12 protein-coding genes are annotated in these 12,796 nt (G+C 45.3%); 11 read left to right on the top strand and 1 reads right to left on the bottom strand.

Annotated elements, in window-relative coordinates; translation table 11 throughout:
• Positions 1 to 85: 85 nt before the first annotated feature.
• Genes ilvB through ilvA form a run of 8 tightly spaced genes read left to right on the top strand, consistent with a single transcriptional unit; the run spans position 86 to position 9,052 of the window.
• Positions 86 to 1,801 (top strand): biosynthetic-type acetolactate synthase large subunit, encoded by a 1,716-nt coding sequence (gene ilvB / locus BLW54_RS14190; protein WP_035510279.1) that lies wholly within the window; start codon positions 86 to 88, stop codon positions 1,799 to 1,801.
• Positions 1,798 to 2,319 carry an acetolactate synthase small subunit gene (gene ilvN, locus BLW54_RS14195; protein ID WP_035510282.1) on the top strand — a complete coding sequence of 174 codons (522 nt, stop codon included), beginning with the start codon at positions 1,798 to 1,800 and terminating at the stop codon, positions 2,317 to 2,319. Before ilvB ends, ilvN begins: the two co-directional genes overlap by 4 nt.
• A gap of 24 nt (positions 2,320 to 2,343) precedes the next feature.
• A complete protein-coding gene (gene ilvC, locus BLW54_RS14200) occupies positions 2,344 to 3,375 on the top strand; it encodes a ketol-acid reductoisomerase (protein WP_035510284.1) in 1,032 nt (343 codons plus the stop codon).
• A complete protein-coding gene (locus BLW54_RS14205; RefSeq protein WP_074735256.1) occupies positions 3,362 to 4,906 on the top strand; it encodes a 2-isopropylmalate synthase in 1,545 nt (514 codons plus the stop codon). Before ilvC ends, BLW54_RS14205 begins: the two co-directional genes overlap by 14 nt.
• 17 nt (positions 4,907 to 4,923) lie before the next feature.
• Entirely contained in the window at positions 4,924 to 6,030 is a 1,107-nt protein-coding gene (gene leuB / locus BLW54_RS14210) for a 3-isopropylmalate dehydrogenase (protein ID WP_074735258.1), read from the top strand.
• A gap of 25 nt (positions 6,031 to 6,055) precedes the next feature.
• Positions 6,056 to 7,468, top strand: coding sequence for a 3-isopropylmalate dehydratase large subunit (gene leuC / locus BLW54_RS14215; RefSeq protein WP_035510289.1), 1,413 nt, complete (start codon positions 6,056 to 6,058; stop codon positions 7,466 to 7,468).
• 4 nt (positions 7,469 to 7,472) lie between these two features.
• Positions 7,473 to 8,078: a 3-isopropylmalate dehydratase small subunit gene (gene leuD / locus BLW54_RS14220; protein WP_074735260.1), complete on the top strand. Its 606-nt coding sequence runs from the start codon at positions 7,473 to 7,475 to the stop codon at positions 8,076 to 8,078.
• Between the two features lie 14 nt (positions 8,079 to 8,092).
• Positions 8,093 to 9,052, top strand: a complete 960-nt coding sequence (ilvA, locus tag BLW54_RS14225; protein ID WP_083391540.1) for a threonine ammonia-lyase — start codon at positions 8,093 to 8,095, stop codon at positions 9,050 to 9,052.
• 259 nt (positions 9,053 to 9,311) lie between these two features.
• Here the strand turns inward: ilvA and BLW54_RS14230 are convergent, their stop codons facing one another.
• Complete coding sequence (locus tag BLW54_RS14230; protein WP_051744219.1) at positions 9,312 to 9,530, bottom strand: alpha/beta fold hydrolase; 219 nt, start codon at positions 9,528 to 9,530, stop codon at positions 9,312 to 9,314.
• A gap of 610 nt (positions 9,531 to 10,140) precedes the next feature.
• Between BLW54_RS14230 and BLW54_RS14240 the strand changes: the two genes are divergently transcribed.
• Genes BLW54_RS14240 through BLW54_RS14250 form a run of 3 tightly spaced genes read left to right on the top strand, consistent with a single transcriptional unit; the run spans position 10,141 to position 12,783 of the window.
• Positions 10,141 to 11,100, top strand: a complete 960-nt coding sequence (locus tag BLW54_RS14240) for an ABC transporter permease (RefSeq protein ID WP_035510293.1) — start codon at positions 10,141 to 10,143, stop codon at positions 11,098 to 11,100.
• Complete coding sequence (locus BLW54_RS14245; RefSeq protein ID WP_074735267.1) at positions 11,084 to 12,031, top strand: iron chelate uptake ABC transporter family permease subunit; 948 nt, start codon at positions 11,084 to 11,086, stop codon at positions 12,029 to 12,031. Before BLW54_RS14240 ends, BLW54_RS14245 begins: the two co-directional genes overlap by 17 nt.
• Positions 12,025 to 12,783: an iron ABC transporter ATP-binding protein gene (locus BLW54_RS14250; RefSeq protein WP_035510296.1), complete on the top strand. Its 759-nt coding sequence runs from the start codon at positions 12,025 to 12,027 to the stop codon at positions 12,781 to 12,783. Before BLW54_RS14245 ends, BLW54_RS14250 begins: the two co-directional genes overlap by 7 nt.
• Positions 12,784 to 12,796: the final 13 nt, after the last annotated feature.

Below are 12,796 nucleotides of genomic sequence, written 5' to 3' on the forward strand. Positions count from 1 at the left end.
GGTCTCTTTTTTGTTCGAAAGGCGAAAGGTTTTTCAGCGGCACGGCCGCTTAACAAAGATATTTTCATACAGGAGGGATGAAAAAATGAAGGCACAGGCAAGTGCGGAACAGCAGACCGCTGCGAAAACAGGAGCTGATTTGCTCGTCGAGGCTATGATCGCTCAAGGTGTCGAAACGTTATTCGGGTATCCAGGAGGAGCAGTTTTACCGATTTATGATGCTATTTACCGAGCGGAAGGAAGTTTTGACCATATTCTTCCTAGACATGAACAAGGAGCGATTCATGCGGCGGAAGGATATGCCCGAGTTTCTGGAAAAGCAGGAGTCGTCATCGGTACATCAGGTCCGGGGGCTACCAACTTAGTCACAGGAATTGCAGATGCCATGATGGATTCGATTCCACTTGTCATCTTTACAGGGCAGGTGGCCAAAGGGGTTATTGGAACAGATGCCTTTCAGGAATCAGACATCATGGGGATCACGACACCGATTACCAAACATAATTATCAAGTCCAGGAAATTGAAGATTTGCCGCGAATCGTCAATGAAGCTTTCCATATCGCAACAACAGGGAGACCGGGACCGGTAGTCGTTGATATACCAAAAGATATTAGTTCAACCGTCCATGAGAAGCAAGTCGATAGTGAGTTTCACTTGCCAGGATATCAACCGACCGTAAAACCCAATCCGCTGCAAATCAACAAACTCCATGACGCACTTGTGGAAGCGAAGAAGCCAGTCGTTCTCTCCGGGTCCGGGGTTATTCATGCCGGAGCATCAGAGGAATTAAAAACATTCGTTCAAAACTATCAGCTTCCAGTAACAACTACACTGCTTGGTCTGGGCAGTTACCCTGGCAGCTGCGATTTATCGCTTGGCATGGCCGGCATGCATGGCACTTATTCAGCCAATACAGCGCTTTACGAATGTGACTTGCTTATCAATATCGGATCAAGATTTGACGACCGGTTGACAGGGAACCTGAAACATTTTGCCCCCAATGCAACAATCGCTCATATCGATATAGATCCTGCTGAAATTGGGAAGAATATTCCAACTCAAATTCCGATTGTATCAGATGCAAGAGCGGCACTTGTTTCTTTGAATGAGAAGCCTGTGAAAGGCCTGGATCATAAAGGATGGATGGAAGCCATCAGTCAAAATAAAGTGGATTACCCTCTGTGGCATGACTTGCCGGAAGAAGCCATCGTTCCTCAGTGGCTGATGCAGAAAGTCTATGAATATACCGATGGGAAAGCAGTGGTAACTACAGATGTCGGGCAGCATCAAATGTGGGCCGCGCAATACTATCATTTCGACCGCCCAAACCGTTGGGTAACATCGGGTGGACTTGGCACTATGGGTTATGGATTCCCGGCCGCAATCGGAGCACAGTTAGCCGACATGGATTCTACTTGTGTCGCAGTTGTTGGAGATGGTGGATTTCAGATGACGATGCAGGAGTTGTCGGTGCTACAGGAACGAAAACTTCCGGTCAAAGTATTAATTGTCAATAACCAGGCGCTTGGCATGGTAAGGCAGTGGCAGGAAACGTTTTACAGTGAACGATACTCGGAATCGATTATTGATGTACAGCCGGATTTTGTAAAGCTTGCAGAAAGCTATCAAATTGCAGGTTACAAGATGGAAACCCAGGAAGAACTTTTAGAAGTGTTACCTGAAGTTCTGGCCGATGATCAACCGGCGGTTATTGACTGCCGTGTTCTCCAGAAAGAAAACGTCTATCCGATGATTGCTCCAGGTAAAGGACTACATGAAATGATTGGGGTGAAACGATGAGGCGAATCGTCACAGCTACCGTTCATAATAGAAGTGGTGTGCTGAACAGAGTTACAGGGCTCTTAGCTAAACGTCAATTTAATATTGAAAGCATTTCAGTTGGTCGAACAGAAACAGAAGGAGTTTCTAAAATGACGTTCGTTGTGGAAGTGGAAGACGATCGTAAGCTCGAACAACTGACAAAACAGTTGAACAAACAGATTGAAGTTTTGAAAGTATCAGATATTACGGATAAGGCGATTGTGGCGCGTGAGCTTGCGATGGTTAAGGTCATTAGTAACCCGCAAATCCGAAGCGAAATCCAAGGTATTATTGAACCGTTTCGGGCATCGATCATTGATGTAAGTAAAGAAAGCGTCACGGTACAGGTCACTGGTAAGTCAGACAAAGTCGATGCACTCATCGATCTTCTAAGGCCATATGGGATTAAGGAACTCGCCAGAACAGGGCTGACTGCGTTCACTCGTGGTCATCAACCGCAAGTGGCAGAATTCAAGTCTTATTCTCTATTAAAATAACTTTTTGAAAGGATGGATGTAAAAATGGCACATGTATACTATCACAATGATATTCAAGGTGAGGTTCTAAAAGATAAGAAGGTGGCTGTTGTAGGTTATGGTTCTCAAGGTCATGCTCACGCCCAAAACTTAAAGGAAAGCGGACATAACGTTGTTGTCGGTCTTCGCAAAGGGAAGTCTTGGGATAAAGCCGAGCAGGATGGACTGGAAGTGAAAACAGTTGCAGAAGCCGTTGCTGAATCGGACGTAGTTATGGTTCTTCTACCGGATGAGCACCAGCCGAAAGTCTATGAAGATTCCATCAAACCAAACTTGAAATCTGGTGCATCACTAGCATTTGCTCACGGGTTTAATGTTCACTTTAATCAGGTGGTCCCTCCATCTGACGTTGATGTCTTCCTAGTTGCTCCAAAAGGCCCTGGACATCTTGTCCGCCGTACCTTTGAAGAAGGAGCAGGTGTACCAGCGCTGATCGGAGTCGAGCAGGATGTAACAGGGGAAGCAAAAGAAATTGCGCTGGCTTACGCGAAAGGAATCGGTGGCGGTCGAGCAGGTGTCCTTGAAACATCATTCCAAGAGGAAACAGAAACCGACCTATTCGGAGAACAAGCGGTTCTTTGCGGCGGTCTTTCAAGTCTTGTCAAAGCAGGATTCGAAACATTAACAGAAGCAGGTTATCAGCCTGAAGTGGCCTATTTTGAGTGTATGCATGAACTGAAGCTGATCGTTGATTTGATGTATGAAGGCGGACTGGAAGGTATGCGTTACTCCATTTCTGACACGGCTCAATGGGGAGATTTCGTGTCAGGACCACGAGTGATCGATGAGAGCACGAAAGCACGTATGAAAGATGTTCTGACTGATATTCAGACAGGAAAGTTTGCAAAAGGCTGGATTCTAGAAAATCAGGTGAATCGTCCAGAATTTAATGCGATCAATGCTCGTGAAAACAATCATCAAATTGAAAAGGTGGGTAGAGAGCTCCGTGAACTGATGCCGTTCGTTAAGCAGTCCCAATCCAAAGAAAAGGATGTGGTCACCCATGGCTCACGTTAATGTTTTTGATACAACCCTTAGAGACGGAGAACAATCCGCTGGCGTCAATTTGAATCGCTTGGAAAAAGTGGAAATTGCGAAGCAGCTGGAGCGTTTAGGTGTAGATATCATGGAGGCGGGATTTCCCGCTTCCTCTCAAGCCGATTTTGACGCGGTCAAAGAGATCGCTGATACCGTAAGAGGTTGTTCTGTAACAGGATTAGCGAGAGCGAACAAGCGTGACATTGACATTGCCTGGGAGGCTTTGAAAGGCGGAGCGGAGCCGAGGCTGCATATATTTATTGCCACTTCCCCGATCCACATGACACATAAGTTGAAAAAGAGCCCAGATGAAGTTGTTGAAAAAGCGGTTGAAATGGTCGCTTATGCTAAAGAAAAATTTCCGCATGTCCAGTTTTCAGCAGAAGATGCCTTGCGTTCCGATCAAGAATTTCTCGTTCACATTATTGAAAAAGTGATTGACGCTGGGGCAAGTGTTATCAACCTGCCTGATACAGTCGGTTTCACAACACCGGATGAAATCGGACGTCTTTTCAGATATGTAAGAGAGAATGTTCCAAATATCGATCAGGCGATTCTGTCGACTCATAACCATGATGACCTTGGAATGGCCGTCTCAAACTCGCTTGCAGCGATTGAAAATGGAGCCGGTCAAATTGAAGGGACCATTAATGGAATTGGAGAACGTGCGGGAAATGCAGCGCTAGAAGAAATTGCTGTAGCTTTGGAAATCCGTAAAGACCGTTTTGAGTATGAAACAGGACTTGTCTTGAAGGAAATTAAGCGCACAAGTGATCTTGTCAGCCGACTAACGGGAATGCAAGTGCCTGGGAACAAAGCGGTCGTCGGACGAAACGCCTTCGCTCATGAATCAGGAATTCACCAAGACGGTATTCTGAAAGAGTCAACCACTTATGAGATTATTACCCCAGAGATGGTTGGCATCGATTCCAATCGAATGGTGTTAGGAAAACACTCCGGACGACATGCCTTTAAACAAAAATCAGAAGAGCTTGGATTTTTTCTTAATGAAGAGAGGTTGAAAGAGGCTTTTGACTCGTTCAAAGCATTGACAGGGAAGAAGAAGGAAGTAACAGATGACGATCTTTTCGCTATTTTGACAGATACACAGACGGAAAACCAAGACCAGGCTAAATACGAGTTGAAAGCTTTCCAAGTCCAATATGGAAGCATCAATCGTCCGACAGCTACCATTCTTTTGACACGTCCAGACGGAGAAGAGGTCGAAAAAGCGAACACTGGAGAAGGAAGCGTAGAGGCCATTTATAATACGCTTGATGATTTGATCGAAGCAGATGTCCATTTGCAGGATTATCAATTAAGTTCGATCGGCAAAGGCCGTGACGCTCTTGCAGAAGTTCATGTGCAATTGACCGTTGATGGAGTTAAAGCATCGGGCCGCGGCTCTGCACAGGATGTACTGGAAGCTTCTGCTCATGCCTTCTTGAATGCTGTTAACCGTACGCTTTATCGAAGGACTCAAGAGGCTTACCAAAAAGTGCAAGTATAACAAAAAGGGGGATGCACATGGAGAAACATATCGTACTTTTGCCAGGAGACGGGATCGGTCCAGAAGTAACGAAAGCAGCAAAAAGTGTTTTGCAGGCTGTTGCTGAACGTTACCAGCATAGCTTTACTTTTGAGAGTCATGATATCGGAGGAGTTGCGATCGACAATCATGAAACGCCACTTCCAGAAGATACCGTGAAAGCAGCCAAAAAGGCAGACGCCATCTTTTTAGGAGCCGTTGGCGGGCCGAAATGGGATGAACTTCCTGGCCACATGAGACCCGAAAAAGGACTGCTCGGTATTCGCAAGCAGCTTGGCTTGTTTGCGAACCTCCGTCCTGTCAAAGCTTTTCAACAGTTGCTCCATGCTTCACCTTTGAAACAGGAGGTTGTGGCGGCCAGTGATCTGCTCATTGTTCGTGAATTGACCGGAGGTCTATACTTCGGTGAACCTCGTGAACGTCGGAATAACGGAAAATCAGTCGTGGATACCCTGGCTTATGATAGAAGGGAGATGGAAAGAATTGTTGATCGAGCCTTCCAAAGTGCTCAAGTAAGAAGGAAGCATGTGACTTCTGTCGACAAAGCGAACGTTCTGGAATCGAGCCGGATGTGGCGTGAAGTGGTGGAAGAAAAGAAACACCAGTACCCAGACGTAAGGGTAGAGCATATGCTTGTCGATGCAGCAGCAATGAAACTCGTTACAAATCCGGCTTACTTTGATGTTATCGTGACTGAAAATATGTTCGGCGATATATTAAGTGATGAAGCTTCCGTGTTGACTGGATCACTTGGAATGCTTCCATCCGCAAGTCTGAATGAATCAGGTGTGGGTCTATATGAGCCCGTTCATGGCTCAGCTCCGGATATTGCTGGTCAGGATAAAGCCAATCCTTTGGCTAGTATTCTATCAGTCGCGATGATGTTGAAACATTCATTTGGAATGGAAGAAGAAGCGGAACAAGTAGAAGCGGCTGTGCAGGAAGTATTAGATGAAGGGTATCATACAGCAGATATTGATCTTGTTCGAGGCACGGTTGTCAATGGAAGTGACTTAGCAAGAAGAGTAGTAGATCAAATTAGTACTAGTGATACCACAGAAAACATTATGCGTTGCTACGTATAACAAGGAAAGAAGGGAGCGGAACGGAATGAGTCAGCCAAAAACTATTGTAGAAAAAATTTGGGATCAGCATGTCGTCCACGAAGAAGAAGGGAAGCCGAACCTCCTCTATATCGACTTGCATCTGATTCATGAGGTAACCTCTCCCCAGGCGTTCGAAGGGTTGCGGATGGCCGGCAGGAAAGTAAGACGTCCTGACCGGACATTTGCAACAATGGACCATAACGTCCCGACGATTCACCGCAATGTGATTAAAGATGAAGTTTCCAAAAAGCAAATGGAAACATTGAAGACAAATTGTGATGAGTTTGGTATCAGACTTGCGGATATCCATCACCCGGATCAAGGAATTGTCCATGTCATCGGTCCAGAGCTTGGATTGACACAACCTGGGAAAACGATCGTCTGTGGAGACAGTCATACCTCCACTCACGGTGCTTTCGGAGCACTTGCATTTGGTATCGGAACTAGTGAGGTAGAACATGTTCTTGCAACGCAGTCCTTGTGGCAATCCCGCCCGAAGACGTTGCAAGTGAAGGTTGATGGAGTGCTAGGGACCGGAGTGACAGCAAAAGACTTGATTCTTGCGATCATTGGGAAATACGGAGTCCGATTCGGTACAGGTTATGTAATTGAATATACAGGAGAAGCCGTTCGTAATCTTTCCATGGAGGAACGGATGACCGTTTGTAACATGTCCATTGAAGCAGGGGCCCGGGCAGGATTGATCAGCCCGGATGCCACCACGGTCGATTACTTGCGTGGGAAACGTTACGTACCTGAAGGAGAGGTCTTTGAGGAAGTGGCTGAACAATGGTTGTCCCTCGCGTCTGATGAAGGAGCCGTTTATGACCAGACATTGTCCATTCACGCTGATGAAATTGAACCGCAAGTCACTTGGGGAACGAATCCTTCCCAATGTGTACCTATCGGCGGTCAAGTACCGGATCCAACGTTTGTTCAAGAAGACCGTGACGGAATCGAACGTGCCATTGATTATATGGGGCTAGAGCCAAACCAGAGCATAGAGTCCATCCCTGTGGAGCATGTTTTTATTGGCTCATGTACAAACTCAAGGTTGAGTGATCTGCGAAAGGCGGCTGAAATTGTACGTGGTAGACGGGTCCACGAAGGAGTGAGAGCTCTTGTCGTACCGGGTTCCAAAACAGTGAAAGATGCGGCGGAAGCTGAAGGTCTGGATACGATTTTTCTGTCGGCAGGTTTTGAATGGCGCGAGGCCGGATGCAGCATGTGTCTGGCCATGAATGATGATATCGTTCCACCGGGGGAACGATGTGCTTCTACTTCCAATCGGAATTTCGAGGGGCGCCAAGGTAACGGAGCCCGTACCCATCTCGTCAGTCCGGAAATGGCAGCAGCTGCTGCATTGGAAGGCCACTTTGTCGATGTCAGAAAATATGCCAGTACTGTAGGAGGTTGAGAGAATGGAACCAATTAAACAGCACCGGGGTCTGGTTTATCCACTGGATCGTACAAATGTTGATACAGACCAAATCATTCCGAAACAATTTTTGAAAAGGATTGAGCGGCAAGGATTTGGCCAGTTCCTTTTTTATAATTGGCGATTTAAGGATGATGGGTCACAAAGGGATGATTTCTCATTAAATGATCCGAAGTATGATGGGGCTTCCATTCTTGTCGGCGGTGAAAACTTCGGGTGTGGTTCCTCACGGGAACACGCGCCATGGGCGGTCCAGGACTTCGGTTTTAAGGTTGTTGCAGCCCCGAGTTTCGCCGACATTTTTTACAACAACTGCTTTAAAAACGGAATTTTACCGATCCAGTTGCCGAAGCCGGTGATCGAACAGCTGATGGAAAAGGCGGAGAGAGAAAAGTATGAGCTCAAGGTCGATTTAGAGAAGCAAACCATTGATGACGGAGATTTTGAAGTGTCCTTCGAAATTCAACCGTACCATAAGGAAATGTTGTTGAATGGCTGGGATGAAATTGCCGTCACGTTGACGCACGAAGACAAAATCGACCAGTATGAAAAACAAAACAAAGGAGTGAAGACATTGGGGATTTCTTAACGCTAGCTAAAGTCATGGATGCGCAGGAACAATTGCAAGAGGTGGTGCACCGCACGCCACTGCAAACATCAACTACCTTCAATAAAAAGACTGGACAGCATGTATATCTCAAGATGGAGAACCAACAAAAAACAGGTGCTTTCAAAGTGCGGGGAGCCTCCTATAAAGTCGCTTGTCTAACGAATGAAGAAGCATCCCGAGGAGTTATTGCAGCATCTGCTGGAAACCATGCCCAGGGTGTAGCCTTGGCGGCAGCGAAACGAGCAATTCAGGCGCAGATCTTCATGCCGGAAGGGACTCCGCGGGCAAAAGTGGAAGCAACACAAGGTTATGGGGCTAGGGTCGTCCTGACGGGCGAGTCTTTTCAAGAAGCCTATCAAGCAGCCGTGCTTGAACAGGATCGTAGTGGGGCCACCTTTCTTCATCCATTCGATGATTATGAGGTCATGGCAGGGCAGGCAACGGTTGCAGTGGAAATGCTGCAGCAACAGCCGGATCTGGAACGTCTCTTCGTTCCTATAGGGGGCGGTGGTTTGATTGCCGGTATCTCGTTTGCTGCCAAACAATTGAAGCCGGATATCAAAGTGATCGGCGTTCAATCTGCCAAAGCCCCGTCTATGTACAATGCTTTGTATAAAAAAGGGCCTGAAAAACTGACCTCTGTCTCGACGATTGCTGACGGGATTGCTGTGAAGGAGAGAGGGAGACTGACCTATACGTGCATCCAGAAATATGTGGATCAGGTAATCACGGTGGAAGAACATGAAATCGCTGAAGCCATGCTCATGTTGCTGGAACGTGAAAAAACCCTTGTGGAAGGAGCCGGAGCGACAGCACTCGCTGGTCTTTTGAGCACCTGTAACACGTTTGAGCAGCAGCAGTGCGGTGTGGTGTTAAGTGGAGGGAATATGGATATTTCCCGATTGCCGTTGATTCAGAAGCTAGCAAATCCGAAAAAAGTGGTCATCGCTTAAGATGATGGGCAGGGAAGAGAGTGTGAACTTTCTTCCTTGCTTTTTTTGGTACACAGAGATGAGATACCAAGGAGAACCACTTTCACAAGCGGTTCTCCTTTTTTATATCGGTTGAAATTTTTATAATGAGAACCGGTTTGAAAGAGGAGACATGAAACGCAGAGTTGGCTGCTTAAAACCTGAAATCCTCTTAGACGGTAGAGTTTTACCTTTTCAATAAATCCAACATTGCTTCGTTAACCTTCTCTTTTTCATCTTATTAAACCAGCCCATGACCGCTATTCTCAAATGAAATAAGGGTGTTTTGAGGGGTTTTTTCGTTCAGGATTTCAAAAAAAGAGACGTCGTAAATTTCATCATGTTTCCCATGGAGAACAAGGGTGGGAACTCTGATGTCACTCACTTCTCTGCGCAAATCCTCATCGCGGAGCGCCTTGGCACAGGCAATGGTTGCATGGGCGAAAGCTTCAAGTCCCAATCCGTGGAACCACTCCTTGAAGGGGCAGAGACGTCTGTGTGATAGAGCCCTTCCCCGAAGTCTATCAGGACGCAAGACGATCGTGTTGAAGTTGTTCAATCAGACCATTAAGTTCTTCTTTTTTCATGCCATGGGGATAGCCATTTCTTTGTGTGAAGCTCGGTGCCGCTGGTCCGGCCAAAATAAGTGGATACAGTTACTTATTCGCATATTTTGTTGCCTCAATTGGAGCACCCATTGAGAAGCCTATTACATAGAAGTTTTTCAATTGAAGGAACCGTCCTAACGGCATGGGCGTGGGGAGCGGGGTCATACTCGAACACGGGTTTATCAGATTTTCCGAAGCCTCGGAGAACAATTCCATGAAGCTGTCCTTCCTGTGGTCCAATATCTTCAAATGTGGCGTTCATGATCGATCTCGATATAGTGTGACATTTAGCGTCCTCCTTTTGTAAGATATAGGCCCTATTCTCGTCCCAATTATTTTGAAACAGCTGGATATTTTCTGAAAATATATATTGACCTTCCACTAACTGGAGCGTTTATAGTATAATTTGTAATAGATAATGAGAATCAATATCAATTGATGGTGGTTAGGAAGAGTCTGTTTATGAAGCGAAGGTATTTAGTAGTAGTAGTCTGTTTATTGTCTGTTTTTTCCCTTTTTATTGGGGTTTCTGAATTATCCCTATTTCATGTACACATGTGGGATGAGCAACAGTGGCATGTTTTTTGGGTTAGTCGTATTCCACGTCTTATAAGTATTCTTATTGCTGGAATGAGTATGGCCATTGGTGGTCTGATTATGCAGCAGCTCAGTCGGAACAAGTTTGTGTCTCCAACTACAGCGGGGACGATTGATTCGGCAAGGCTGGGGATTGTGATTTCACTGATTTTCTTTTCATCTGCAAGTCCTCTTGTCCAAACAGGCATTTCATTTCTTTTTGCATTAGGCGGAACAATGATTTTTATGCAGATCTTGGATAAGATCAAGTTGAAGGACGCTATATTTATTCCACTAATTGGGATCATGCTTGGAAATGTGATAAGTTCGATAACCACATTTTTGGCTTACCGTTATGATCTTATTCAAAGCATGTCTTCATGGCTTCAGGGTGACTTTTCGATGATTCTGAAGGGGGATTACGAGCTTTTATACATAAGTGTTCCGCTTGTTGTTCTTGCCTACGTATTTGCCCATCGGTTTACCATTGCCGGGATGGGGGAGGATTTTTCGAAAAACCTGGGACTGAATCATAAACAGGTCGTTTACATTGGTTTGTTCATTGTCGCTTTAATGACGGCTGTTGTGGTTTTAACTGTCGGGGCAATTCCGTTTCTGGGATTAATTGTTCCTAATATTGTTTCTATCTACCGTGGGGATAACTTAAGGAATAGTCTGGGGCATACGGCGCTGCTCGGAGCGTTATTTGTTCTATTTTGTGACATTCTTGGCCGTGTCATCATTTACCCTTATGAGATTCCGATTGGATTAACTGTTGGCGTTATTGGAAGCGGCTTGTTTATTTATTTGTTGTTGAGGAGAAAAGCGTATGCGGCATCGAACTAAGATAACCATATTATTCCTACTTGCAATCGTACTTGTCGCTTTGTTTCTTTTCACAGATTTAAGAAATGCTGCGTACGTCCTTCCGAGAAGAACGATGAAGGTTTTGGCCATCATCGTAACAGGGACAGCCATTGCTCTGGCGACACTGATCTTCCAGACGATCACCAATAACCGGATATTGACCCCGAGTATGATTGGTTTGGACTCCTTATATTTACTGTTACAGACGTTCATTATTTTCATATTCGGGTCCACCCATCTTACACTTATGAACAAATATGTAAATTTCGGACTCTCGCTTGTATTCATGGTTGGTTTTGCGTTGATTCTCTATCGATTTTTATTCAAAAAAGAGGGACAGCCCATTTACCTGCTGTTACTAGTCGGTATCATTCTTGGGACGTTATTTGAAAGTCTCTCGTCCTTTATGCAAGTGCTGATCGATCCGAATGAGTTCCAGGTGGTTCAGGACAAAATGTTTGCAAGCTTCAACAATGTGAATACCGAACTTCTATATATCAGCATCGGGGTATTGGTGGTTACATTCCTCTGCATGATGAGAGATATGAAGTATTTGGATGTCCTTTCTTTAGGGCGCTCTCATGCCGTTAATCTAGGAGTTCCTTATGAGGCAGTTGTTAAACGCCTATTGATTATGGTGACTATTTTTATTGCAGTAGCCACGGCGCTTGTCGGACCGATCACATTTCTCGGACTTCTCGTCGTTAACATTGCTTATCATTTTCTGCCGACTTACCGCCACTCGTTATTGATGATCGGCTCTTCTCTTATTGCTATTATCGCACTGGTTGGAGGACAGTGGATGGTCGAGCGGGTCTTTACGTTCTCCACTACCATTAGTGTCATCATCAATTTTGCCGGGGGTCTATATTTCATTCATCTTTTACTAAAGGAGAATCGATTATCATGAAGTTATTTTCCGTCAGTAAACGTTACGAAAATAAAAAAGTGGTCGACGATGTGACCATCGATATCCCTAAAGGACAGATCACATCGTTGATCGGTCCAAATGGGGCCGGTAAGAGTACAGTCCTTTCCATGATGAGCAGGCTGCTCTCTAATGATGGAGGGACGATCCGGTTAGATGGACAGGAAGTGAAAGATTGGGATTCCCCAAAACTTTCGAAGAAACTCGCGATTTTAAGACAGTCTAATCATTTAACGGTAAGGCTTACGGTGAGGGAACTCGTTTCATTTGGCCGCTTTCCTTATTCAAAGGGGCGTCTGAAGAAAAAAGACTGGGAAAAAGTAGATGAAGCCATCGCTTATATGGAACTTGAGGAAATTCAGGACAGCTTTCTGGATCAGTTAAGCGGTGGCCAGAAGCAACGAGCATTTATTGCGATGGTCATCGCCCAGGATACCGAGTATATTTTACTTGATGAACCACTCAACAACCTGGATATGAAACATTCCGTTCAAATTATGAAAGTTTTGAGACGGTTAGTTGATGAACTAGGTAAAACGGTGATTGTTGTCATTCATGATATTAATTTCGCATCCTGTTATTCGGATTATATTGTCGCTCTAAAAGATGGACGGGTTCGAAAGCAGGGACCAGTGGATGAAATGATCTGCCGGGAATGCTTGAGTGATGTCTACGACATGGACATCCCTGTTCAACACATTAATCAAAATAAAATCTGCGTTTATTTCGCATAAAAGAGGTGGATGG

It is taken from the genome of Halobacillus karajensis (genome assembly GCF_900108515.1).
In the GTDB taxonomy this organism is placed as follows: Bacteria; Bacillota; Bacilli; order Bacillales; family Halobacillaceae; genus Halobacillus; species Halobacillus karajensis.